The organism is Bacillus sp. AP8, assembly GCF_000321185.1.
Classification (GTDB): Bacteria; Bacillota; Bacilli; order Bacillales; family DSM-1321; genus Bacillus_AD; species Bacillus_AD massilioanorexius.
In genome coordinates, this window is sequence record NZ_CAPG01000010.1 from 18,965 (window position 1) to 43,470 (window position 24,506).

General features: G+C 33.4%; 30 protein-coding genes and 1 tRNA gene. 19 read left to right on the forward strand and 12 right to left on the reverse strand.

Features of this window, described 5'->3' with window-relative positions:
* Nucleotides 1–6: 6 nt before the first annotated feature.
* The 4 genes from spoVAC to BN349_RS23035 all read left to right on the forward strand — a co-directional run bounded on the left by spoVAC (nt 7) and on the right by BN349_RS23035 (nt 2,214).
* On the forward strand, nt 7–477 hold the full coding sequence (gene spoVAC, locus BN349_RS01680) for a stage V sporulation protein AC (protein WP_019240536.1): 471 nt from the start codon (nt 7–9) through the stop codon (nt 475–477).
* Between the two features lie 3 nt (nt 478–480).
* Nucleotides 481–1,497 carry a stage V sporulation protein AD gene (gene spoVAD / locus BN349_RS01685; RefSeq protein WP_019240537.1) on the forward strand — a complete coding sequence of 339 codons (1,017 nt, stop codon included), beginning with the start codon at nt 481–483 and terminating at the stop codon, nt 1,495–1,497.
* Between the two features lie 25 nt (nt 1,498–1,522).
* Nucleotides 1,523–1,879, forward strand: a complete 357-nt coding sequence (gene spoVAE, locus BN349_RS01690; protein WP_019240538.1) for a stage V sporulation protein AE — start codon at nt 1,523–1,525, stop codon at nt 1,877–1,879.
* 164 nt (nt 1,880–2,043) lie between these two features.
* Nucleotides 2,044–2,214, forward strand: a complete 171-nt coding sequence (locus BN349_RS23035) for a YjcZ family sporulation protein (protein WP_019240539.1) — start codon at nt 2,044–2,046, stop codon at nt 2,212–2,214.
* Between the two features lie 313 nt (nt 2,215–2,527).
* On the opposite strand, the gene BN349_RS25705 is transcribed toward BN349_RS23035, so the two are convergent.
* The gene (locus BN349_RS25705) at nt 2,528–2,797 is read right to left on the reverse strand and encodes a hypothetical protein (RefSeq protein WP_148335391.1); all 270 of its coding nucleotides are present in this window, start codon (nt 2,795–2,797) and stop codon (nt 2,528–2,530) included.
* A gap of 171 nt (nt 2,798–2,968) precedes the next feature.
* Here BN349_RS25705 and BN349_RS01700 point away from each other — a divergent pair, with 171 nt between their 5' ends.
* On the forward strand, nt 2,969–3,229 hold the full coding sequence (locus BN349_RS01700) for a stage VI sporulation protein F (RefSeq protein ID WP_019240540.1): 261 nt from the start codon (nt 2,969–2,971) through the stop codon (nt 3,227–3,229).
* 497 nt (nt 3,230–3,726) lie between these two features.
* Here BN349_RS01700 and BN349_RS01705 read toward each other — a convergent pair whose 3' ends face one another.
* Entirely contained in the window at nt 3,727–6,000 is a 2,274-nt protein-coding gene (locus tag BN349_RS01705) for a UvrD-helicase domain-containing protein (RefSeq protein ID WP_019240541.1), read from the reverse strand.
* A gap of 158 nt (nt 6,001–6,158) precedes the next feature.
* Here BN349_RS01705 and BN349_RS01710 point away from each other — a divergent pair, with 158 nt between their 5' ends.
* Both BN349_RS01710 and BN349_RS01715 read left to right on the forward strand, forming a co-directional pair.
* Complete coding sequence (locus BN349_RS01710) at nt 6,159–6,449, forward strand: hypothetical protein (RefSeq protein ID WP_019240542.1); 291 nt, start codon at nt 6,159–6,161, stop codon at nt 6,447–6,449.
* A gap of 394 nt (nt 6,450–6,843) precedes the next feature.
* The gene (locus tag BN349_RS01715; protein ID WP_019240543.1) at nt 6,844–7,431 is read left to right on the forward strand and encodes a YdcF family protein; all 588 of its coding nucleotides are present in this window, start codon (nt 6,844–6,846) and stop codon (nt 7,429–7,431) included.
* Nucleotides 7,432–7,610: 179 nt separating this feature from the next.
* Here the strand turns inward: BN349_RS01715 and BN349_RS01720 are convergent, their stop codons facing one another.
* The 3 genes from BN349_RS01720 to BN349_RS01730 form a co-directional block, all read right to left on the reverse strand.
* Nucleotides 7,611–8,036: a GNAT family N-acetyltransferase gene (locus BN349_RS01720; RefSeq protein WP_019240544.1), complete on the reverse strand. Its 426-nt coding sequence runs from the start codon at nt 8,034–8,036 to the stop codon at nt 7,611–7,613.
* A gap of 3 nt (nt 8,037–8,039) precedes the next feature.
* Entirely contained in the window at nt 8,040–8,555 is a 516-nt protein-coding gene (locus BN349_RS01725; RefSeq protein ID WP_019240545.1) for a YjcG family protein, read from the reverse strand.
* 231 nt (nt 8,556–8,786) lie between these two features.
* The gene (locus BN349_RS01730) at nt 8,787–9,521 is read right to left on the reverse strand and encodes an alpha/beta hydrolase (protein WP_019240546.1); all 735 of its coding nucleotides are present in this window, start codon (nt 9,519–9,521) and stop codon (nt 8,787–8,789) included.
* 187 nt (nt 9,522–9,708) lie between these two features.
* Between BN349_RS01730 and BN349_RS01735 the strand changes: the two genes are divergently transcribed.
* The 3 genes from BN349_RS01735 (at nt 9,709) to BN349_RS01750 (ending at nt 11,675) form a co-directional block, all read left to right on the forward strand.
* Complete coding sequence (locus BN349_RS01735; RefSeq protein WP_019240547.1) at nt 9,709–10,533, forward strand: ATP-binding cassette domain-containing protein; 825 nt, start codon at nt 9,709–9,711, stop codon at nt 10,531–10,533.
* A 1-nt stretch (nt 10,534) separates the two neighbouring features.
* Nucleotides 10,535–11,245, forward strand: a complete 711-nt coding sequence (locus tag BN349_RS01740) for a hypothetical protein (RefSeq protein ID WP_019240548.1) — start codon at nt 10,535–10,537, stop codon at nt 11,243–11,245.
* A 358-nt stretch (nt 11,246–11,603) separates the two neighbouring features.
* A tRNA-Val gene (locus BN349_RS01750) sits at nt 11,604–11,675 on the forward strand.
* A gap of 175 nt (nt 11,676–11,850) precedes the next feature.
* Here BN349_RS01750 and BN349_RS26535 read toward each other — a convergent pair.
* Both BN349_RS26535 and BN349_RS01760 read right to left on the reverse strand, forming a co-directional pair.
* Nucleotides 11,851–12,138, reverse strand: coding sequence for a tyrosine-type recombinase/integrase (locus BN349_RS26535; RefSeq protein ID WP_019240550.1), 288 nt, complete (start codon nt 12,136–12,138; stop codon nt 11,851–11,853).
* Nucleotides 12,099–12,941 carry an Arm DNA-binding domain-containing protein gene (locus BN349_RS01760; protein ID WP_019240551.1) on the reverse strand — a complete coding sequence of 281 codons (843 nt, stop codon included), beginning with the start codon at nt 12,939–12,941 and terminating at the stop codon, nt 12,099–12,101. The genes BN349_RS26535 and BN349_RS01760 overlap by 40 nt, the downstream gene beginning before the upstream one ends.
* Nucleotides 12,942–13,385: 444 nt before the next feature.
* On the opposite strand from BN349_RS01760, the gene BN349_RS01765 reads away from it, so the two are divergent.
* On the forward strand, nt 13,386–13,586 hold the full coding sequence (locus BN349_RS01765) for a cold-shock protein (protein ID WP_019240552.1): 201 nt from the start codon (nt 13,386–13,388) through the stop codon (nt 13,584–13,586).
* A 980-nt stretch (nt 13,587–14,566) separates the two neighbouring features.
* On the opposite strand, the gene BN349_RS01770 is transcribed toward BN349_RS01765, so the two are convergent.
* The gene (locus tag BN349_RS01770) at nt 14,567–15,043 is read right to left on the reverse strand and encodes a CarD family transcriptional regulator (RefSeq protein ID WP_026089115.1); all 477 of its coding nucleotides are present in this window, start codon (nt 15,041–15,043) and stop codon (nt 14,567–14,569) included.
* A gap of 241 nt (nt 15,044–15,284) precedes the next feature.
* Between BN349_RS01770 and BN349_RS26540 the strand changes: the two genes are divergently transcribed.
* Nucleotides 15,285–15,899 carry an excalibur calcium-binding domain-containing protein gene (locus tag BN349_RS26540; protein WP_019240554.1) on the forward strand — a complete coding sequence of 205 codons (615 nt, stop codon included), beginning with the start codon at nt 15,285–15,287 and terminating at the stop codon, nt 15,897–15,899.
* Nucleotides 15,900–16,050: 151 nt separating this feature from the next.
* On the opposite strand, the gene BN349_RS01780 is transcribed toward BN349_RS26540, so the two are convergent.
* Nucleotides 16,051–17,166 (reverse strand): site-specific integrase, encoded by a 1,116-nt coding sequence (locus BN349_RS01780; protein ID WP_019240555.1) that lies wholly within the window; start codon nt 17,164–17,166, stop codon nt 16,051–16,053.
* Between the two features lie 14 nt (nt 17,167–17,180).
* On the reverse strand, nt 17,181–17,366 hold the full coding sequence (locus tag BN349_RS01785) for a helix-turn-helix domain-containing protein (protein WP_019240556.1): 186 nt from the start codon (nt 17,364–17,366) through the stop codon (nt 17,181–17,183).
* Nucleotides 17,367–17,481: 115 nt separating this feature from the next.
* Between BN349_RS01785 and BN349_RS01790 the strand changes: the two genes are divergently transcribed.
* The 5 genes from BN349_RS01790 to BN349_RS23050 all read left to right on the forward strand — a co-directional run bounded on the left by BN349_RS01790 (nt 17,482) and on the right by BN349_RS23050 (nt 20,040).
* On the forward strand, nt 17,482–18,264 hold the full coding sequence (locus BN349_RS01790) for a hypothetical protein (RefSeq protein ID WP_019240557.1): 783 nt from the start codon (nt 17,482–17,484) through the stop codon (nt 18,262–18,264).
* A complete protein-coding gene (locus tag BN349_RS01795; protein ID WP_019240558.1) occupies nt 18,264–18,593 on the forward strand; it encodes a hypothetical protein in 330 nt (109 codons plus the stop codon). Before BN349_RS01790 ends, BN349_RS01795 begins: the two co-directional genes overlap by 1 nt.
* Nucleotides 18,594–18,723: 130 nt before the next feature.
* Nucleotides 18,724–19,200, forward strand: coding sequence for a hypothetical protein (locus tag BN349_RS01800; RefSeq protein WP_019240559.1), 477 nt, complete (start codon nt 18,724–18,726; stop codon nt 19,198–19,200).
* Nucleotides 19,197–19,772 (forward strand): GNAT family N-acetyltransferase, encoded by a 576-nt coding sequence (locus BN349_RS01805; protein WP_019240560.1) that lies wholly within the window; start codon nt 19,197–19,199, stop codon nt 19,770–19,772. Before BN349_RS01800 ends, BN349_RS01805 begins: the two co-directional genes overlap by 4 nt.
* A 4-nt stretch (nt 19,773–19,776) precedes the next feature.
* A complete protein-coding gene (locus BN349_RS23050) occupies nt 19,777–20,040 on the forward strand; it encodes a holo-ACP synthase (protein ID WP_019240561.1) in 264 nt (87 codons plus the stop codon).
* 667 nt (nt 20,041–20,707) lie between these two features.
* On the opposite strand, the gene BN349_RS24665 is transcribed toward BN349_RS23050, so the two are convergent.
* Nucleotides 20,708–21,166 (reverse strand): tyrosine-type recombinase/integrase, encoded by a 459-nt coding sequence (locus tag BN349_RS24665; RefSeq protein ID WP_148335393.1) that lies wholly within the window; start codon nt 21,164–21,166, stop codon nt 20,708–20,710.
* Nucleotides 21,167–21,472: 306 nt separating this feature from the next.
* Between BN349_RS24665 and BN349_RS01820 the strand changes: the two genes are divergently transcribed.
* A complete protein-coding gene (locus BN349_RS01820; protein ID WP_019240563.1) occupies nt 21,473–21,958 on the forward strand; it encodes an immunoglobulin-like domain-containing protein in 486 nt (161 codons plus the stop codon).
* A gap of 556 nt (nt 21,959–22,514) precedes the next feature.
* On the opposite strand, the gene BN349_RS01825 is transcribed toward BN349_RS01820, so the two are convergent.
* Nucleotides 22,515–23,375, reverse strand: a complete 861-nt coding sequence (locus BN349_RS01825) for an aldo/keto reductase (protein WP_019240564.1) — start codon at nt 23,373–23,375, stop codon at nt 22,515–22,517.
* Between the two features lie 118 nt (nt 23,376–23,493).
* Here BN349_RS01825 and BN349_RS01830 point away from each other — a divergent pair, with 118 nt between their 5' ends.
* Nucleotides 23,494–23,886 carry a MerR family transcriptional regulator gene (locus BN349_RS01830; RefSeq protein ID WP_019240565.1) on the forward strand — a complete coding sequence of 131 codons (393 nt, stop codon included), beginning with the start codon at nt 23,494–23,496 and terminating at the stop codon, nt 23,884–23,886.
* The last annotated feature ends 620 nt before the right edge of the window (nt 23,887–24,506 follow it).

The window sequence follows — 24,506 nt, forward strand, 5'->3', positions numbered from 1 at the left end:
GTATTCATGGCAAAACAAGATCAGCTGACTCCTAAACAGCAAAAATATCAGGAATTAGAGCAAAAGGACGAAACAAAAAGGCCGGTATTAGGTAATTGCATTCGTGCTTTTCTTGTGGGTGGATTCATTTGCTTGATTGGACAATTTGTTACGTATTTTTATATATACTTTTTTAATTTTACTGAACAAACAGCTGGCAATCCAACCGTTGCGACGATGGTGTTTTTTTCTATGATTTTAACTGGCTTTGGCTTGTATAAGAAGATTGGGCAAATTGGTGGAGCTGGTAGTGCAGTACCAGTTACTGGCTTTGGTAATGCCGTTATATCTGCTGCAATTGAACATCGTTCGGAAGGTTTTGTTCTTGGCGTAGGTGGAAATATCTTTAAATTAGCAGGATCCGTTATCTTATTTGGTGTTTTCTCTGCATTTGTAGTTGCACTTATTAAGACTATTATTAAAGGAATTGGAGGGTAAACCATGTTAGTTGGCAAACAGTCATGGAATTTTGCTAATGCACCTGCGATTTTGTCAACAGGAGTAGTAGGAGGTTCTTTAGAAAAAGATGGTTTGTTAGCAAATGATTTTGACCTTCTTTATGATGATAATTACGTTAACAAAGAATCACATGAGAAAGCAAATCGAAAGCTATTGGAGGATGCAATAGAAATTGTTCTTCAAAAAGGAAAAATAGAAAAAGAACAAGTGCAATTTTTTATAGCTGGAGATTTAATCAATCAAATGACGCCCACAACGTTTGCTGCAAGAACGAGTGCCATTCCTCATATTGGAATCTTTGGAGCTTGTGCCACTTCAATGGAAGGTCTCGCATTATCTTCATTTCTTGTCAATTATAATGGAGGAAATCATATTATCACGGGTGCTTCAAGCCATAAAGGCGCTGTTGAAAAACAGTTTAGATATCCAACCGATTATGGAGGGCAAAAGCCACCAACAGCTCAGTCAACTGTGACAGGTGCAGGTGTTGCCTTGATAGGGAAAAGTATGAATATTCAACAGCCGATACATAAAGTAAAGGCAGCGACTATTGGTAAAGTTGTCGATATGGGTTTAACAGATCCTTATAACATGGGTGGGGCGATGGCTCCTGCTGCTGTTGATACGATTATAGCTCATCATAAAGATTTAGGTTTGGGACCGAATTATTATGATGCCGTTATTACGGGTGACCTAGGAAGAATTGGTCATCAAGTTGCGTATGATTTAATGCAAGAAAATGGATTTGGGATTCAAAAAGATCGCTTTTTAGATTGCGGTATGTTGATCTATAGTAAAAATCAAGACGTTTTTTCGGGCGGAAGTGGGGCAGCGTGTTCCGCTACCGTACTTTATGGTCATTTGTTAAATGAAATGAAAAAAGGAACATACAAACGAATTTTATTAGTTAGTACCGGTGCATTACTATCACCTTTGTCGTTTCAACAAGGTGAAACAATCCCATGTATTGCACATGCTGTAGCTATACAATACGAATAAAAGTAAGAAAGGAATGAAAAACGATATGTTGCCAATGTTTTTCTGGGCATTTGTTATTGGTGGACTGATTTGTGTATTCGGTCAATTATTGTTTGATGTCGCTAAATTGACTCCAGCACATACACTTAGTTTATTAGTTGTGATTGGTGCCGTGTTAGATGGTTTCGGTTGGTATGAGCCACTCATTGATTTCGCAGGGGCAGGAGCGACAGTTCCAATCACTAGCTTTGGAAATACGCTTGTTCATGGAGCATTACAAGAAGCGGAGAAGCATGGATTAGTTGGAGTATTATCTGGAATGTTTGAAATCGCGAGTGCAGGTATTTCATCCGCAATTATTTTCGGATTTATAGGTGCTCTCATTTTTAAACCTAAGGGTTGAAATTTCATCAAAATCTACTGGCTTTTTTATAGAATATTACAACTTTAACGATTCATTTTACAGAACTTGTAATGAAAATTAATAAGATGGTAGGGAAAAGCCCAAACATAATCCTTTACTTTGTCATATGTTAAAAAGAACTAAGCGAAAGCGAGGTGAAGGGAATGTTTGGTGGCTACGGATATGGTGGTAACTGTTGTGCAGGCTACGGTGCAGGCTACGGTGCAGGATATGGCTATGGCGGTGGATGCGGTGGAGGATACGGTTCAACGTTTGTTTTAATCGTAGTACTGTTTATCCTATTAATAATTGTAGGAGCTTCATTCTGTTGCTAAGACAAAAAGGACGGGAAACCGTCCTTTTTTGTTTGTAAAGATATGTTAATTAATATCTGCTACATAAAATAGATGGTGTTAGATGAACACACTCTATACAGTAAATAAAGCAAAGAACAGGACAAAGCGTGTAGCATCAGCTTTTTAGAAAAGAAGAATACATGTATGTAAACATATCCATAAAAAAGGGAGATCACATAAAGCGTAGGGGCCTCTGAAAAGTGATAATGTATCACTTTTCAGACAGCCCCTTAGTGTTGTTCTATTCACGTTATTTTCTCTCCTCGTTAAGTTTACGATTAGAGCTTGGCGTCTAAGCAGGGAAGTTTGATTCTCCTTTTTTCCAGCAGCGTCCATAATTACGTGTGTTTCTCCAGCAATGTCTTTTATGACGGCTAGATTGGCTGCTTTCTCTAGAGCTAGATGAACTTGAACTACTTTCAGAACGTTTATTAATCATAACACTTGTAGAACATAAATCGGAACTTGAACTTTCATGAGGTCGACAGCGATTTCGATGAAATTTACAAGAAGTTAAGTGATTACATCTTTTGCAACGACGACGTTTCTTAGATTGAGACATAGTTTACCCCCCTTTAAAATAAATCTCACATTATGATATGTAAGAATTGGGTAAATGGTATGGACGAGAGAAAAAATTTCACCAAATGTTTTTTTATTTAGTTTCCAGTGTCTAAGCACTTTTTTATCATTTGTTCATACAATGACCATACAGAGAAGGAGGGCTTAAACAATGGATACTAATTTTTTTAAAAACATGGAAAAGAAAACAGGAGTTAATATGAAGGATGTAATGGATTTAGCTAATTCTTTACAAGGCGCTAATTTCCAAGATGAAAATACAGTTCGTGGTGTCATCAAACGTGTGTCGAAAATGGCAGGTAAGCCGGTTAATAAAGAATTGGAAGATAAAATTGTAAGCTCGATTATCAATGACGGTAAGCAGCTTGATTTTAGTACAATTGCTAGTATGATAAATAATAAAAAATCGTAATATGAATACTTAAGAAAAGAGGAGGCTGTCTAAAAAGGGATTTTCAATCTCTTTTTAGACGCCTCTTGCCTCTTTTACAAAGGCTCGTTTTGCAAACTTTGTTTCTAATGAACAAGGAGTGAGTATTGTTTGAACTCCGTTTCAGGATGCTCTTTCCGCGGGGCGAGCGGAGAGCATCCTCGGCACGTAGTGCCTGTGGGGTCTCACCTATCCCGTTGCTCCCACAGGAGTCTCACTCCTTAGGCTTCATTCAACCGACCTTTTATACACTGATTTTATTCATCGAACATATTGTAAAGCAACAATCTTATAGAAAACAGCCTTTACAAAAAAATTTACATTTCATTTAATAAATATAAAAATACTCTTTTGGGTTAAACACTTCTTGTTTTTTCAAGAAACCAACGTTTCCTAAGGATAACAAAATAGGGAACTCTCTTATTTCAAGGAGTTCCCATAATGCTTAAGTTATAGCCAAATTATAGTACCGGATACATTTACATATATAAAAAACGTGATGGATACGCTGTTTTGCCACCTCGACTTTGGAGAATGGAGAAGTACAGCTGATCTTGTGCTCTTGTTGCAGCAACATACATTAAGCGTCGTTCTTCTTCAAGGGCATGTTTGTTGCCTTTTCTATAATCATCCATGGCGAAATCATGTGGTAAACCACCATCAACTGCACTTAAAATATAAACATTTTTATATTCAAGTCCTTTGGAGCGATGAATAGTCGTTAGTGAGATAGCATCAGGAAAGTGCTTTGAAAGTTTTTTCACTTCTTTATTCATAGCATTCATATGGTCTGCATGTTCAATGAATGTCTGGCAATCTGTAAAGCGTTTGGCGGCAACTTTCAAGTTTCGAACATCATCCGATCCTTTTTCCATCTTGCTGCCTTCATTGCCACGCTTTTTGACATAATCATTGAAGCCAAAATCTTTTTCAATTCGCTCAAGTGCCGCGTAAGGTGGCAAATTTTGCAGACTTCTAATTTGTGTAGCTAACTTTGATAGTTTTCGTTCTTGAAAAGCATGTCCCGTTTTAATTTTTGAAAGAGCTGTTAATGCACTACAATCCTGTAAAATGATTTGTGCTTTTATCTCCTGAAGCATGCTGTTTTTTAGGAACAAAGCAGGTAGTAAATCGGCACATGCTCCTAGATCATCTTCGTTTAGGCATAATCGTAGAAAGGCAAGCATACTTTTAACAACCCGACGTTGATAAAACGCTTCTGCATCACTATCAATAACAAATGGTAAATTGGATTCTGCTAATCTTTCAAAAATGGCACGAGACATTGTATGTGTACGATATAAAATAGCAAAATCAGATGGGTTTGCCCCATTTTCAATTTTTTCAGCGATATCTGTCACAATCATGGTTGCTTCTTGTTCTTCGTCCTGTGGATAAAAAAGGATAGGAGCACTTCCTTGATCGTGCTGTGCTACCATTGTTTTGACTTTTCGTCTCTCATTTTTGGCGATAATTCGATTGGCTGTAGCAACGATTTGATGAGATGAACGATAATTTTGTGAAAGCTTAATGACCTTTGTGTTTGTAAAATCCTTTTCAAAATCTAATATGAAGGATGGGTCGCTTCCTCTAAATGCATAAATGGATTGATCATCATCGCCAACAACGCAAATGTTATTCGATTTTCTACTAAGCATTTTCATAAGCTTATATTGCACTTTATTTATGTCTTGAAACTCATCTATTAAGATATATTTAAAACGATTTTGATATTTTTCTAGAATATCAGGATTATTCATAAAAAGCGTATAACAGCCAATTAACATATCATCGAAATCAAATTTTCCGATTCGGCTTTTTTCAGCTTCGTATTTTTTATATAGGTATAAGTAATCTTCTTCCCATTTGTCTTGTGCACGTATCTCTTCAGGGAACAGAAGTGAATTTTTCCACAAACCGATTTGCTGCAAAGCAGCATCATAGGCAAATTCTTTATCGTCAAGTCCACGTTCTCTACCAGCAGATTTGAGAATAAATTCTTTTTCCCAATCGAATTTAATAAGAGCATTATTTTGCCAATATTGTGGTTCGTGAAAAAGTAAAATCTTATAGAAAATACTATGGAACGTTCCAGAGACTAGGCAATTTACATCTTTGTTTGTAATATCAGGATAACCAAGCATCCTTTCCTTCATTTCCTTAGCAGCTTTTGCTGTAAAGGTAACGAGTAAAATTTCCGATGGAGGAACTTGAGCAACTCTCATTAAATAGGCTGTTCGTGCCGTTAGAACGCGAGTTTTTCCGCTACCTGCGCCAGATAGAACGAGGAGAGGACCATCAATCGTTGTTACAGCCTGAAGCTGATCGTTATCTAGAACGACACCACCTTGCTCCTCTAATAAATGCAAATAAGGATGAAGATTTTCACTTATTTTAGGTTTCGATAAAATATAAGCAGGATTTCCACTTATCGGTTTCGAATTTTTATATGAGATAGGTTCAATTTCTTTTGTAATACTTCTAGATGTAGGGAGCTTAAACCCATTTCTTTCAATATACATGTCTGATTCTTTCGAAGTAGGTGAAGCGATATGCATTTCGCATGGAGGCTTTGATTTACCAACATGATAGAAATGTGGAGCTTCGTTTATCCCTAGGTAAAGTCGAACTTGTTCTTTACATACAGGACAAGTTAACAATCCTTTTTTACCTCGTTCAAATGTAACTTGAAGGAGATCTGCGGATATTTTAGTTAAATCAATCATTTCTTGATGAAATTTTGCATGTTTCATGAACTTTCCCTCAAATCATTATCACTAGTGTTAAAAAGTAGTCAATCTTCATATTAACAAATCATAGACTAAACCAAAAGTATATAATACGTGTGTTTCAAAATTTTTTAAAAGGGTAAATATGTAAATAGATACTTTAAAAAGTAGAGGTGATAAACATGGGATATATTCCTCCAGTCATTCCTTTTGAATCTATTCAATATGGAAATCGAGTCTCTTATAGCGATGAAAGACTAGCATCCTATCAAAATGTAAAAGGAATACAGCCTCTGTTTGCAGCTATATTACATGTGAAAAGTGAAGAAAACGGCTATAATAATCCATCAAAGCAAAAGCCTGCTTATATAGAAAAAAAAGAGAACAAAAAACGAAATGTTACGATTGAGCAGCCTTTTATAAGCGCTCCGCATATTACTGGAAAGGGTGTACTCATTGACACCATTACTTAAAAAATCATCTTTGTCAGGATAAGCTATTCTTATGAAAATGGGGATAGCTTATTTGTTTTTTTCTAGACTTTGTTGCCATTAAGTAAGTAGTAGCGGAACATAATGACTCACTGTACTATTAAACACTACTATTTTTTAGAAATCCGTTATTTTTATGCAGATTTTAATTAGAACTAGAAAGTTTACTTCATACGTTTGAACTTTTGATAGAAAATCATAATAAAAAACAAATTTTGACAAAAAAAGAAAATGGGAAGATGCGAGGACTTTTTGCTCGTTTAACAATTTTTATATTGAAAATACTTGTGAAATGCTAGTTTTTCATTAGAAAACGTTGTATGATGACCTTGTTGACTTTTTTTTACACAAAATTTTCTTTAAAGGTGATTGGTATATGTTTAGGTTCTTAAAATGGTCCTTTATTGTCGTTTTTTGTTTTTTTATGTATACAGGATTAAGTGTATATTTTTTCGGTATGAAAAATGATGAAAAGAAAAGCGATGCTGCTATAGTATTAGGCGCAGCAGCATGGAACGGAAAACCTTCACCAGTTTTAAAAGAAAGAGTCAACCATGCTATTAAATTATATAAAGATGGAACTGTCGATTATATTATTTTTACTGGGGGATTAGCTCCTGGTGAAGTGAAATCTGAAGCAAGAGCATCCATGGATTATGCTATAGAAAAAGGCGTAAAGAAAGAAGATATAATAATAGAAGAGAAATCAATGGTGACAAAAGAGAATTTACAATATGCGCTTGAAGAAGTAGAGAAAAAACACTACGACTTCGATTCCTATATTTTAGTGAGTGACCCTTTACATATGAAACGGTCTGTCATTCTAGCAAAAGAACTAGATTTAAATGTATATTCTTCTCCAACACCAACTTCTGCCTATCGAACTTTTGAAGCAAAATTACCGTTCTTTCTAAAAGAATGGATGTATTATACAGGATATATTATTACTACTCCATTCCGATAAACAATAGATATAATTTGAAATCGACAATGTTGAATAAGATGGATTATATAAAATGAGGGTGATAGGAAGAACTGAAATATTCTCCTGTCACCCTCATTTGTTTAGGTATTTAATTGTTTAATGTTGGTCAAACACTTCAATAGAGATAAACGCCATTTAATAGAATAACCATAGCTAGTTTATAGCGTTTTTGTCATTGTTTTATGAGGGATTCCAGCGTCTAAAAATTCGTCAGAAACAACGTTGTATCCTAACTTTTCATAAAAACCAATGGCATGTATTTGTGCATTTAGTTTGAGCTTAGGAAGCTCTTGCTTCATGGCATAATCTTCGATCGCTTGCATAATGATTTTTCCAGCGCCGCTTTTTCGAACATCCGGAAGAACACATATACGTTCAACCTTTCCAACTCCATCGACAACGCGAAAGCGTCCAGTACCAATGGCAAGCTGATGTTCATTATAAAGTAGAAAATGAGTTGAGCTTTCTTCGAATTGATCAATTTCTTCTTCTACGTCTACTTTTTGCTCTTCGATAAATACTTTTGTACGGATAGAAAATGCTTCTTCTAGCTGTTGTTTATTTTTTACGATTTCTACGTTCACTAATTATGATTCCTTTCCTAGACGAAATGTTTCATATACAGACCATGAATTGTTATCTAATTGATATAACAAATGAATACGATCCACGATTTCATTATGTCGAAAATCTAGCATACTTAACTGCCCTAGTATATCTGAATGTTCATCATTTGATAGCTTTTGGGCAAGTGTTATATGCGGAACATAGGAATATTCCTCTTCAGTATCTGTTACGTTATTATGCAATTGTTTTTGTAAAGCTTCAAGTGATTCATTTGCGTCAACCTTTAAGTAAATGACATTATTTACTGGCTGAAACGAGCTAACCTTTAAAATATTTAAATCAATTAGTTGACTATTTGTTGTAATGTCTTCAATTTGTTTTACAATCTCTCTTACATTTGCTTCAGAAGTTTCAAATGGATATACAAGTGTCAAATGTGGGGGTATCAAAGAATAGTGTGGATCATATCGTTTACGATAAGAGTTGACTAAGTCCTGAAGTTTTTTTGATGGAAATATAGCAATACCAAATTTCATAAAAAAGCCTCCTTCATAAAAGGTAATTAGTTAATATTTGATAAGTTCTTCCATTATAACAAAAAATTAAAAATATTTGGAATTATTTTATTTTGTTCAAACTGTCCCTAAAATCTAAAGGTGTTGTGGTATATGTGAAAGATTTAGAGACAGTAAGTACCCAATTGATACCATTATAAATTGATGAGAAGAATGAATAGATCAACCTAAGTATCAATTAATCTAATAGTCTTATTCATCTAAAGACAATATATATTGTAACGCTTGTGGCAGACCTTTTTGCCAATACTTCCATGTATGTTCGCCATCAAATTCTTCATAGAAATGTGGAAATTGCTTTTCTAAAATGGCTTTATGTAGCTCTCGATTTGGTTCTATGAAGTTACTTCTTTTTCCATCAGTAGTAGGTACATCGACTTCATGTTTGCCAATCACATGATATAACTTTAGGAGATGTGGTTCTTTACATTCCTTAACTGCACTTAACACTTTTTCATCTACATAGGGAGATTGCATTAGTACTTTGCCAAATGTATGTGGATAACGTAAGGCTGTCATTAATGAAATAGTAGCGGCTAATGAATCACCAATTAATACTCTTCCGTGTCCTACACCATAGGAAGGAAACTCTTCCTCTAAAAATGGAACCAACTCATGAGCTAAAAAACGAACATAGGCTTCAAATTTTTCACCATCAGGATGGTATTTTGTGCGACGATCTTGAACATCATTGTAAGGAATACCTATTATAATGATATTCTCGATTTCTCCTTCATACAATAATGAGTCTGTTACACGACCGATTCTTCCCATTTGAAAATAATCTTTTCCATCATTGGCAATACAGATTGTACATTTTTGTAAAGGTGAAAAATTGGCAGGTATATATACAAGCAGAGTGATATCTTCTTGTAATGAATCACTATGAAACACGATTTCTTGAATTTTCCCCATTGGAATACTCATATCATAATCCTCCTCTAAATATATTAAAATTGTAGCATAGCGGTTCATTTTTTTCTGTTTGCATGCATTTCTATTCTTTTCGAAATATTGGATTGGTTTAAAAGTTCTGAATCATAGGTACTGCTATTCTAAAGTAAGATTTGATAAAATAAGATGAAAGTAGCTATATAAAGATGAGGGTAAGAACATGAAAGAATATGCCATAAAAGCCAGTCATGTTTCGAAAAAATTTGATAATGTAAAGATTTTGAATGATTTAAACTTCGAAGTTGTCCAAAATACAAAGCTGGCAATCTTAGGCCATAATGGCTCAGGTAAAAGTAGTTTATTAAAGATGATTGCGGGTATTTATGCTCCTTCATCTGGAGAGATCCATACATTTGGAAAGAAAATTGGATATGTTCCCGAACATTTTCCTGAGCATATCCGTTTTAAACTAGAAGAATATTTATTACATATCGGAACTATTGGGGGAGAGCATCCTAAATCTGTACAGAAGAAAATCGATTATTACAGTACGTTATTTCAGCTCGAGCCACATATGAACACTCTTCTTAAACATTGCTCGAAAGGTACTAAACAAAAAGCTGGATTAATTCAAGCAATTATCAATGATTGCGATATTTTATTATTAGATGAGCCTTTAACTGGATTAGATGATGATTCAAAAAAAGCGTTTCTTCAAATGATTCAAGAAAAAGAACGTGATTTAACTCTAATCTTTACTGCCCATGAACAGGAAACTGTTGATTTATTAGCTGAAGAGCAATTGGTTCTTGAAAACGGGAAAATGATAAAATTTGAAGCTATCACTGAGAAAACAAGAATGAAAATCATTACGGTCAAAATGTCACCTAAGCTACAAGTAGAAGAACTAAAAGTTTATGGGAAAATCGAAAGTGAACAACGAAATATTATCGATTTACTTGTACGAGAAAGAGAATGTGATGATTGCTTACTATACTTGCTTCAGCATGATTGCTCAATAATAGAAGTGAAAGAGAAGAAATAACATGAAATCGTTTGTGACCTATCAATTAAAAAATTATATTCGTTCATTAATTTTTATCCCACCAGTTGCCATTTATGTAACATGGGTAGTCATCCTATATGCTTATCAAAGTAATGATATATTAGGCAGCTATGCAAACTCTGCGGTAGGTTTGTACATTATTATGACGTGGATTTCAATGAATGTATCAAGACTAGAAGAAGCAGCCGAAAAGCATATTTTAATTGTCCATCTCCGCCAAAAAGAGCATTTTCTGTATGGGAAATGGGCAACGAGCATTATTATGATGCTTCCTTTAATAATCATTGCTCATATATACCCAATTATTAGTAATAGCTTTACTATTACTGTTACAACAACTGATCACATATTAGCATTATACTGTCATTTCGGTTTAGGTATATTAGGTATTTTAACAGGGAGCTTTTTTGCAGCGACCAAAATAACAGAATCCAAATACGTTTGGCTTCTATGTTCACTAACGATAACAATGTCTTTAGCATACACTCAAATAGAAGCACTATTACCAAAAGGGTTGACCTTCATATTGTGGGTACTACCACCCTTACGCTTTCTATACGAACCATTAAAACAATCCAGTGAAAACGGACTTCCAATCGGGTTTCTAGCAGCCTGCAGCCTATCGATCTTTTATATGCTGATAGCGGGTGTCGTTATCTTAAAAATGTTTATGAGAAATGAAAGACAGTAAAGAATGACTTGTTTAAGAACTTATGCTAAGTAGAAAGTCTATGTTCGAAAATTTTGTTGCCTATTAACAAGTAGTTAATATAAATGGAATTCCGCTACAGGATGCTTTTTTTCGGGGCAAGGAGGTATGTTGCTTGCTCCGTGAAGGGCCTCGCCAGTTCCGTTGTTCCCTCAGACGTCGTTCCAAGCAACCAACCTTTTTATCAACTGATTTTATTTACTAAAGTTATTCAAAAACAACAATCTTCAATAATACAGAAATTAGAAGAGAAAGCGGATGAGAAAATGCATTGACAATCCTCTTTCTTCCATATTATAGTGAATGATATAAACCATTTAGAATTTTTAATAGATTGTAAGATCCGATAGTTCAGTGGGAGAATACATCCTTGACAGGGATGGGGTCGAGGGTTCGAATCCCTCTCGGGTCATCATTTTAGCGAAGCTCAAACCCAGTGGTATCAAGGGTTTGGGCTTTTTGTTTGTTTTTAGATAAAACCATTTTATCCCTGTATTTTTATTCATTGCACATAGACTGCACAAAAAGCTCACTTCAGCTTACAGTATCAATGCTTCTAGCGGTTGTATTTTTTTCTTTTTTGTCCATTATGTCCAGAAGTTTTCATCAAATCTCTCTGCAGTTTTCTTCTGCATTTCCTCATTTGTATGAGAATAGATATCCAACGTAATACCGACTCGTGCATGACCGAGTCGTTCACTAACAACCTTTGGATTTTCACCCATCCGCAGCATTAAAATCGTTGCATGTGTATGACGCAAATTATGAAACGGTATATACGGTACGTTTGCTTTCTTAATGAGCATTTTATATTTCCGCAATATGTCCCGTAGCTCTAGATACGTACCGTTTTTTGAAGTGAAAACCAAATCCATAGATGCTCTTCCTGTTGCGGTTTGTAAGTGGCTAATGCCTCCCGCAAGCTAGGGGAGAGGAAAACGTCACGTTCCGAATGGGATGTTTTCACTTCCTTTACAAATAAGCCTTCCGCTTTCGTGCGTGCCAATGACTCTTCCACATGAATCACACTTTTAGTTAAGTCAACATTCATCCAACGAAGAGCAAGAATCTCACCACGCCTCATGCCCGTGAATATGGCTAATAGGAATGGTATGAGGTAATTCTCTTGCTCGCACACTTCCAGAAAGGTTTTCGCTTCTTCCACCGACCATATTTGCTTCCTTTTCTTCTTAATGGAAGGAGGAGTCGCATCCACTACCGGATTCTTTTTGAATAATCCCCATTTCAGCGCCTTTTGAAGGGCTTTGGATAAGATATTATGCATGACTTTGACCGTAGCATTAGCCAAGCCGGCTTGTAATTTCTGCGCATATAACTGATCGATATCATACGTTGTAATCTTATCTAAAGGCGTAGTTTGAAAATAAGGAATCAAATGGTTTCTAACGGAAGCTTCTGCTCTCTCAAAACTCGTACTTTGCACTTCATGTTTGTACGTTCCATGAAGCCAATTCAGAATGAAATCTTTGAATAGATATTTTGTTGGTTCATTGTACGTACCAGACATCACCTTCATTTGCAGCTTATACATTTCCTCTAGCGCTTCTTTCTTTGAAGAGAAGCCGCTGCGGTATATCTGTTTCCGTTTACCGGTACGAGGATCTGGATTGGCTTCGATTCGAAACGACCATACCTTCCCGACTTTTTTGACAGACAATAAAACACCTCCATGTTGAGATGGAGGTAGGGTGTATTATTTAGTATGGTCAACTATTTTAGAAAATATATCTTAAAGGCTTCGTGTTAAAAGAGTGTTGCTCTGATACATCCTTGTTCTTATTAAGCTAAAGGAGCAGTTTAGCTTAAGAGTAAGACTATTATTTGAATTTTTTCTTAATGGAACAAAAGAGGAAACATTCCTGTAATGAATGATAAGAGTTTTTTAGTATGTAAAGAGGGGTAGCATCAGGAAACTACGAATTTACAAGCTAAACATTCTGATTTTTTTACTCATTTGCTATATCTTGCTGAATATGTTATTCTAAAGAAGAATTATTTTTGTTCGGTTTCAGATTGAGAATAAATTTTGTTTTTCGTCTAAGGTATTTGAGCAAGGATAGTAACACATTGTGTGGAATTACCACACTAGGAGGCAGCAATTATGGAACAAGGTAAAGTAAAATGGTTTAACGCAGACAAAGGTTTTGGATTCATTGAGCGTGAAGGTGGAGAAGACGTATTCGTACATTTCTCAGCTATCCAAACTGAAGGTTTCAAAACTTTAGACGAAGGACAAACTGTAACGTTTGAAGTAGAACAAGGACAACGTGGCCCACAAGCTACTAACGTTCAAAAAGCTTAATATTAGCTAAGAAAAGACCCTCTTGTAGGGTCTTTTTTATTGTGAATTTCGTTTTTTATGTACAAAAACCCTATTCAATTTTGAATAGGGTTTGTATGCAACAAAAAATGAAACAAGTAGTATTTACAATGGTAGGCTTAAGTATAACACAGAATATTCATAATCCCTAATCTAACTTTTATAAAAGTAATATACAGAATAAAAACAAGCAATATCTTATAGAGCTAACGGGGGGGCTTTAATGAAATAAAGGAGATTAAAATAATCAAACTTTTTTATAAAAAAATCGTACCTGATTATAAAAGATACATCACTTCGATCAATCTTTATTTACTATAGCTGATCACTCCTTGTTATGGCTACAAAAATACGATTAATCTCTGTACTTAGTTTCTTAGAGACAGCGTCATCATTCAAACTTATCTTATTAAATCAAAAATAAACACAGTTATAAAAACCCTAGATCCTCCACTACGTTACGGATTGCTACTCGCTATCGAGACTAATCCCCCTACCAAACCCCAAGAAATTTAAAAAAGTACTGCTAAAGAACAGTACTTTAATAACAAGGACAATAAGCACCCAAAAACACATAGTCCAATTAAATAGGTTTAAGCAGACAGCAAGTTAATTTTTTATTCTCTTCTTCAACTTAGTTATATAGATTATCCTATACTAACTAGTTCGTTTATTTTAAATACCTAAAACGATGAAAGCCCTACCTCTCTTTCATCCTTACGGTTCCTAGACCGTGCCAGTGTGAATCAGGGTTAAAAATTAAGTGATTGATTATGTTGTATGATAGAGAAAAATGATAAAATCATTTCTGTTTGATTGAGGAAACATGAATATTACTATCTAAACAGTAAAAGAGGTAGTTATTGCAAATGAAAATTAAAAGATTGAGCGTCATAAGGTTGTTCAACCTTTTTTATCCATATAGATGATCTTCGTATTGATTGAAAAGAGAGGTCATTATTTCAACAAAATATGGCCATTTGTTTTTCGGTGATTCCTTCGATTAATGTTAATTCGCTTAATAGGAATTTCTGTGCCTGGCTCAACATTTTTTTTTCGCTTTCATTCAGTGCTTTTTCTTGTCTTAAACGTAATAAATCACGTACAATTTCAACACTGTCTTGTATTTTACCTGTTTTAATTTTTTCAGTATTTAATTTATATTGTTGTTTCCGCACAAGTGTGTTATCTGAATCTCCAAATTGAAAAATCTGTATTAGATTAGTTATTGCAACAAGTTCAGTAACAGCTCGGATTCCATGGTTAAATATTTTATCGGTTGGAATCATGATGTCCATTCCATTATTGATCATGTTGATAATATAATACTGTTGTATTTTCCCTAAAACTTCCTTATCTTCTATAGCTTTAATAATACCTGCTCCATGTATTGGATAAACGATGTTATCGCCAATTTGAAACAAATACTCCACCTCCATATATGGTAACCTTTTTAAGAGTAACACATATATGTTGTTTGTGCAAATTTTTATAATATCACATAAATATTTTTGTTGTCAATATATAAAAAATTTTTCTTATGATTCACATTTTGAGGTCTAGGGATAGATTTTATAAACCTAATGATATTTTGTAATATGTTAAATAAAATATGTAATTAATGTATAATTATGGTTGATTTGTTGTTTCGATATGAAAGAATAGGGGGAGTTTAATAGGGTGAAAAAATTAAAAGGAAACATTTTTGCTATTATTCTTGTATTTATGCTATTTATGGCTACTGCTACACCAATAGCACTTATCGGTACACTTGTATTTATAATTGGTTGGTACATGCTGTACCAAAATAAAAAAGGAAAAAGTTCTTTCAAAAAACCAGGTTGGGTAATTACATCAGGTATCATCCTATTTTTGATTTTAGGCGCAGCTTTTAGTGGCACAAAATCAGAACAAGCGGATAAGAATGATGATGTTCAAGTGAAAAATATAGAAGAAAATGGTAAATCAAATGAAATAGTGAAGACTGAAAATGAACCAGAAGCTGAAGTAGAGGCGCAGGCAAAAGCTAAAGCAGAGGCGCAGGCAAAAGCTGAAGCAGAGGCGCAGGCAAAAGCTGAAGCAGAGGCGCAGGCAAAAGCTGAAGTAGAGGCGCAGGCAAAAGCTGAAGCAGAGGCACAGGCAAAAGCTAAAGCTAAAGTACAAGCAAGTATAAGTGAATCGTTTCAAAACTGTACAGAAATGCGCAAGGTTTATCCTAATGGTGTAGCTTCTGATCATCCTGCTTATGCATCTAAACATGATCGAGATAAAGATAATTGGGCATGTGAGAGATAAAGAAGATATTAAGAAATAAGTAATAAATAATTAGTTTCTCAATTCTAAAATGATATCTTAAAGACTGCATAAGGCAGTCTTTAAGATGGTTACAAATCTACTATGAAAATATAAGGACTTATTCTATAAAGATTATTACTTGTAGCTAAAGCTAAGCTAGTATTTCTTCCAATTTAGAGGCTGTATCTTGTTGCATCTTTAAATCAGTATGAGAATATATATCTAAAGTAATTCCCACATTCGCATGCCCTAAACGTTCACTGACGATTTTAGGATTGACTCCTTGTTTCATAAGAATCGTAGCATTCGTATGTCGTAGCCCATGCAGGGAGATTCTCTTAACGCCTGCTTTATTAATTAGCTGTGTGAATGTTCTTGCTAGATTACGAGGGTGTATCGGTTTACCGTCAGCTGTACTAACAACTAAATTGTAATGGTGAAAAGCGGGCCCCATTCGCAGTTTCATTTTCTTCTGCTCGTGTTGGAGTTCTTTTAACAAGGAGACAAGACTTGCAGGAATAACTACTTCACGAATAGAGTTTGTTGTTTTAGGGGATTTGAAGTAAAGCCCTTGTTCTTTTGTATAAGCTAACGATTCTACGATTTTAATAGTTTGTTCTTCAAAATTAATTGTATCCCACTTAAGAGCAAGGATTTCACCGCGGCGCATCCCTGTATGTATAGCGAGTGAGAAAGCAACCTTCCAGCGTAATTCATCACATGCATTGAGAAATTTCTTGACTTCATCAGGATTCCAAGTTTCTTTTTCTTTCTTTTCAATAGAAGGGCATTTTACGCGTTCGGTTGGATTCTTACGAGTTAATTCCCAATCAATCGCTGTTTGGAATGCTTTGCTTAGTGTGTTTTTAATCACCTTCACAGTAGCTGGTGATAAACCATCTTTTGCTTTATTAGATAAGAATTGCTGAACATCAAATGTTTTTATATCGTTTACTTTAGATTGAGCAAAAGCCGGTAAGATATGATTCTTTACGGTGCTCTCTGCACGCTCAAAGGTTGTTGATTGTACTTCATGTTTGTAAACGGTGTATAGCCATCTATGTATAAAGGTTTCCATAATCTCATTAATAGGAGTAAAGAATCCTTCGTTTTTCACTTTAGTCATAAATTCAGCTTTGGCTAGTTCGGCAGTTTTCTTAGTGGGAAAGCCTCCACGATATATTTGACGGCGTTTTCCAGTAGTAGGATCTTTCCCTACATCAACTCTAAAAGACCAGGAATGTTTACTTGTTTTTCTGACTGACATGATGAAAATCCCCCTTAAGCTAATTGTTTATTTGTTTGATTTTGAATCCAATTCATGAATTCGTGTGCCATTACTCGCTTGTTTCGTCCGATTCGAATCGTTGGAAAGTCGTCACGATCCATAATTTCGTATGCTGTAGCGCGAGATACCTTTAACAGTTTTGCAATGTCTTGTGCAGTTAAAATTTCAAAGTTATTCATTATATATTTCTCCTCTTCATTTCTGTTTAGCTTTTCGATAATCTGTCTATACTGTAGGTATGGATTCGATTATATGTACAGTAAAGTATCCTTTGTATTCTTTGGTGTTATTCTAATGATTATTACAACACTAGAACAGATTAATAAAGGCTTTTTAGCATTAGGACTGAATTTAGTTTATTTTTTGTCAATAATTATTGTTGGCTGGTATCTAACAGGTCATTATAATCAACTGGAATACTTATATTGGACAATTTCTTGTATGAATATTTTAGGATTTGTGAGTATGATGTTTGTGTTAAAAGTCATAAGAAATGAATTTAAAATTGCCGGATTAAAAGAAAGTGGAAACGTAAGTTTTATGGTTCAAAATTATGAAAATCACTATTCAACAGAGATATTGAAATTATTTACTGAATCAAATTTTTACTTTAAGACTATGTCGCCTAAATACTTAAGTGAGGAAGAAATACTCAACTTAGTAGAATCCGAAACAATGATTATTACTTCAAATAATAAGGTTATAGGTTTAGTAGAATTCAACCTTGTAATGGAAGCTGCTAAACACTATAGTATTGATTTTAGATTCTCTAATAAATTAAATATTCAAACATGTAGTTACATCCTTGAGCAGATTATTCAAGCGTTCACTCATAAATCTAGAGTTATTAAATTAGCAACTAACTGTGTTGAATTTGATGATGATTATATAACATTATTAAAAAACATTGGTTTTACAATAGAAGGGAAATTGGATAATTTAATTCAAAAAGATGATAGATCACATGCGATTATATATTTTCATAAATTTATAACAAAACAAGAACAATTGGAATTAAGTCAGAAAGAAAAAGTTCAAGAATTAAGTAGATTTGGCGTTGAATTGGGGGGAAGCTAATGTTAATGGGATACAGGGGAGTTTCAAAAAGAATATATGAGTGGGATTGGATTCCTGAGGAAATAATTTCTATAAGAGAGAATAATCCTCAAATTTATTATCCTAAATATAATGTTTCCACTAATGTAAAAGATGAAAGGCTATTAGAAGTACCAGAAAAAGCTTTTGTTTATTATAAAGATATAGATTTCATTAATAGACGTTCTAAAATACAAATCTCAATATTTGATAGTTTAAATCTTAAAATTGAGGACTTAGTTGAAGAATCAATTGAATATGCTTTCAATACATTACAATTGAATCGAATATATGGATTTATTCGTCCTTAAAGGAAAAATGAAATCAATATTTTAGAACATGCTGGTTTTAAAAAAGAAGGTGTTATTCCTGGACATCTATTTTGGAGCCATAAAAGAAGAAATAGAGAAATTTGGGCTCTAATGAAGGGAGGAGATATTAATGATAGACTTTCGTAAAATAAGTTTAGATGAAAGTACGGATACATTAAGTCAAATATCGAATGTCAAAACAACTTACTTTTCAGTTAACCCATATTTGGACAATGTAAATTTGATTAAGAAGAAACTTGTACAAAAAAACATTAATGTATATAACGCTTACATTGAAAATCAAATTGTAGGGGTTTTTCTAATAGAAATAATAGATTTTACAGATGACCTTGCAGTTATTGATTTTCTTTGTTTAAAGGATAATGTATTAGAAAGTGATATTTTAATAGTTGAATTTTTAGATATTATTCATGATATTTATAATATTGGCAATTTTATTAAATTTGAAGAAATAAATGATGAAAGATTATCCTCTTTTCAAAAAATCGGTTTTTGTGAAATAGCTAATCTGAATAATCATCTTTTTTATGATGGTGTGTTTCATAATCAAAGGTTATATTTTATTGATTGGAGGGAAGCGGGATGAAAAATAAATTATTGATTTTTCATTTGGAAGAAAGTGATATTAAAAATAGAATGGATCTTCTATATGATTATCATGTACAAAAAAATTTAAATCATCTTTCTATGTTGTTTGATGAGAATCAAATTAAGAATATTCATTTACAAGGCATATCGCATCAACAAGATATCAAACGTCATTATATAATTAAAACAAGTCTAGAACAGATTGTTGGTTACTGTTGGATCACATCTATTGATTGGATAAACAGAACATGTGAACTATCAATAAGTATTTTACCAAAATATCGAATTGGCTATGGTTACTTAGCATTGATTGAGATGTATGAATATTTATATAAATATTTAAATATGAAAACAATTACAAATCAAATTTTAGAAGAAAATGAACTTTTACGTACTGAAAGTTCTATTAAAGAATTTGCATTAAAGGGTAAATATGATTCATATACTAATGGAAAGTATCGCATTTCATATAAATGGACTCAGACATTAGAACAACATTTAGAGTTAGAGAGCGTGAAGATATTAAAAAATGAAAAAATAAAAAATAAATTGGCAACTGTTATTGGATGAAATTATGAAAATCGGTATAGATATATCAGAGAAAAACGAATTTAAGCTTATACTTAAAAATGAAAAATATATGAATTTTCTTTTCACTCAAAGAGAACTTGAACTAGCAAGTGATTACCCTGAGAGTAGAAGGACTGAATATATTGCTGGCAGATTCAGTTCTAAAGAAGCTGTTATTAAAGCGCTTGAAGAGGGTTTTTTAACAAATACTAATATAAAATGGAAAGACATTGAAATTGTAAAAAAAATAAAGGAGAACCAACTGTAGTATTACATAATAATGCTGATCAACTATTTAAAAATAAAGGATATAGTAACATTTCTATTTCTATCTCTTATAAAAAAAATTTAGTATTTAGTATAGCTTTACTTTATTAAAAGCACTTCTTCAAGTATCTTAAATCTTTATAGAGAGAACTTCCAATTGTTGTTGCCTCTTAATTCACATGATAGAAAACATATAAGACATTCCATAAAGTACTATTGTTTAAAATTTTTCAAGGAGAATTATTTTTCCTACTATGAATTACATTCACTTTATCCTATTTTAAATAATTGATATTTTTGCTGTGTTTGGAAGACCACTTGCTCACATAATTATTTTTTTGAGTTTAATTTATTTAACTGAATTGATTTTAAAGGATATAGAAATCTTATTAAATCAATGTTTTTCATACGTATTTAATTTAGTTGAACTAGTTTGGTTTTACCAAACAAAATTGACAGGGATGGGGTCGAGGGTTCGAATCCCTCTCGGGTCATCATTTTAGCGAAGCTCAAACCCAGTGGTATCAAGGGTTTGGGCTTTTTGTTTGTTTTTAGATAAAACCATTTTATCCCTGTATTTTTATTCATTGCACATAGACTGCACAAAAAGCTCACTTCAGCTTACAGTATCAATGCTTCTAGCGGTTGTATTTTTTCTTTTTTGTCCATTATGTCCAGAAGTTTTCATCAAATCTCTCTGCAGTTTTCTTCTGCATTTCCTCATTTGTATGAGAATAGATATCCAACGTAATACCGACTCGTGCATGACCGAGTCGTTCACTAACAACCTTTGGATTTTCACCCATCCGCATTAAAATCGTTGCATGTGTATGACGCAAATTATGAAACGGTATATACGGTACGTTTGCTTTCTTAATGAGCATTTTATATTTGCGCAACAAATTTCTCGGCTCTAGGTACGTGCCGTTCTTTGAAGGGAAAACCAAATCCATTGGATGCTCGTCCTGCTGTAATTTGTAATCGGCTAATGCATCCTTTCTTTTAATTAATCCCCATTTAAGAGCCTTTTGAAAAGCCTTTGACAAGATATTATGCATGAGTTTGACAGTAGCGTTGGCTAGCCCAGTTTGTAATTTCTGTACGTACAACTGATTAATATCATACATTGTAATCTTATCTAAAGGTGTAGCTTGAAAATAGGGAATCAAATAGTTTCTAATGGAAACTTCTGCTCGCTCGAAGCTAGTACTTTACACTTTATGTTTATACGTTCTGTGAGGCCAATTTCAAGGTCATGAATCCCCCTATTGGATACGATTGAATTGAAATAATTATCTTAAAGTTTGTTAGATCCTCCCAGTTTATTTGTTTATAATCTATTCTCAAGACCCTTCAAACTTATATGAAAGAGCATATAATGATTAATAGAATGCATAGCATTTTAACAGATGTAGTTTTTTTAAGGGGTGAGAATGTTGAAAAAATATTTTTCTCTTGGATTTTTACTTGGAACAATCATTTTAGTAGTGTGTAGTGGAAATGTGAAAACGGAAACTCAATCAATGGTAATAGAAGAGTCGGAAGAAACGCTTGTAAAGGCAACAGAACAAGAACTTTTAAGTTCAAATAATGGTATATCAATAAAGACTGAAAAAGAACAATATAAAACAACGGATAATGAAATCACTGTTAATTTTCAGAATGAAAGTCAAGATGAATTTACTTACGGTGAGGGGTTTTATTTAGAGAGAAATATAAATGGAACTTGGTATTCCTATCCTTTTAAAGAAGATATAGCAGTTATTGATACAGGGTACACTCTTCAGCTTAATGAGAAAAAATCAAAAACATGCTTGTTAAGTTCCTTGAAAGAAAAATTAGTCACAGGTGAATACAGAGTTATACAAAGTTTTGGAGCCACATATGTCGCTGCTCCCTTTGAAGTGATAAAAGAATAGAACGTCTCTAGGTCCTTTAGTTTTTTATTCAATTAACGGGGGCTTTACTTCTATATCAAGAGCTGTGTGATCAGCTCTTTTTTGTTTTGCAACTAAAGGGAGAGATAAAATGGAAAATACTTTGAGGATAGATGCTTCCTATTCATTAAATTTTTTGGTTAATATCCAAAATATATTTCTAAATAACAATCAGAGCACTTGTAAATTGAAATTCCCTTACATACAATAAAATGCGACCCTTGAATGGTCGCATTGAGAAGATAATCTTGATTTCCTGTATTCTCTTATGCTGCCCTTAGTTCATGGATAATAATTTTCATCTATGAACTCAAGATAGGTCAAACTCTTTTGAGGTAAAATATAATTGTGTTCTCTTTTTATCTAGTGGTACGGGTAAAAAGGTTCAGTATTAAATTGCCTTGTTATTAAGTAACTAGTGTCAGGACGCTGAAAAATCTGTTTTTCATATTCTTTAAAATATATAACTATCATTTCCCACATTATCTCCACTTTTTAGCGTTAATAAAGGAAAACATTCTTTTTTATGCAAAAGATATTAAATTTTACCTTTTCTTTCTTCTATCATTTGTCTAAACCAATCAACAGTTTCTGGAGTTTGATGGTCAAAAAATAGGCTTGTTTTCGTATCTAAAGTAGCGATTTTATCCATATCTTCCTTTGATAATCTAAAATCAAATATTTCAAAGTTCTCTTTCATACGTTCTACCTGAGAAGATTTTGCCAAAGCAACAACATCTCTTTGCATAAGCCATCTTAAAATAATTTGTGCAACAGATTTATTGTATTTATCAGCAATTTCTTTTAGGACAGGATTTTGGAACATATTATTTTTCCCTTCACCGAAAGGAGCCCACGCTTCTATCTGAATATTACGCTCTATCATATTTTGCTGTGCCTGAATCTGTTGATGTAATGGATTTGTTTCTACTTGATTTATCTGCGGAGTAACTTTATTAAAGGCTGCAATATCAGCTAATCTATCTGGAGAAAAGTTACTAACTCCAATCGCTCTGATTTTTCCCTGTTCATACAAATCTTGCAGTGCACGATAGGCACCATAATAATCACTGTATGGCTGATGAAGCAGAACCAAGTCGATATAATCAACTTTTAACTTCTGCATAGACTTTAATACAGATTGTTTAGCTTTTTCATAACCGTAATTGTCAATCCATACCTTTGTAGTAATAAACAATTCTTCTCTCGGTACACCACACTTACTGATTGCATTACCGACTTCTTCTTCGTTAAAATAAGATTGTGCTGTATCAATGTGTCTGTAACCTACTTTAATTGCATCAAGTACACATTTTTCACATTCTTCCTTTGGAATCTGAAATACCCCGAAACCTAGCTTTGGCATATTTACACCATTATTCAATTTTACATATTCCATAGTCTATTCCTCCTTAACTGTAATTGCTTTTTTAAGTACAATAAAAGTATATTACCCGGTAGTAACTACCGGTCAATATCTATTTTTAACTTCTGGACTGTTTAAATAGGAGGTTTTTATGTATTCAATGAAAGAAGTATGTAAGCAAGTAGGGATGACCTATGAAACACTAAAATATTACTGCAATGAAGGACTGATACCTAATGTAAAAAGAGATAAGCGCAACTACAGAGTTTTTGATGACAGGGATATTGCATGGATAAAAAGTCTATCCTGTCTGAAAAAATGTGGAATGAGCATTAAGGAAATGAAAGAATATCTTAATTTATGTTTAATAGGTGAATCATCCATACCGAAAAGAAAAAGCATACTGGAATTTAAGAAAAAAGCGTTGCTGGAGAAATTGCAGGAGATTGAAGAATCTATTGATTATATTGACACGAAAGAGCAATTTTATGATGATGTTCTAAGTAATAAAATTCAATATGAGAGTAACCTTAATAATAATTGATGATAGTTATTAAAATAGTATGAAAAAAAGTGTGTTACCTTAAGAGGTACACGCTTTTTATATAATCGAAATGCCTGTTATTATCTATAATTCTGATTTCAGTATTTTTCTATACATCCTTATGGCAACCATCGTTTGTGTATTTACTAAAAGTTGATGAGTTAATGTCTACTATTTTATATTGGCGAAAAGTCTTTTTAAATACCACTTCTTCTTATTTTTCCTGTTTCTTTACTTTGTTCATTTCTTTATTTTCCTCAATATAATTTTCTCTTGATACTTATATTTTAAAGTGTTCTATACTCTCTCAATAAATATGGAAAAGTGAACTATCATGAAACTAGTGTATTAAAAAAGTCACGATGTTTGTAAAAAAAGATGGGACGTTTATAGAAAAGTTGAGTTGTTGTTTCCTTAGATTATTTCTCTAGGGCTTGTTTTATTTAACTAATATCCAAAATACCCTGTAAATAAATTCGCTTGAAGAAACGGGGCAGCATAACTGACATCCACCTCATGGAAAGATTGGACGTAGGAATTTGAGAGCGAAGACTCTGTGAGACATGGGATGGTTGACCTCCATGAGACATGTGGACATCTATTAGTGCGATCATAAAACA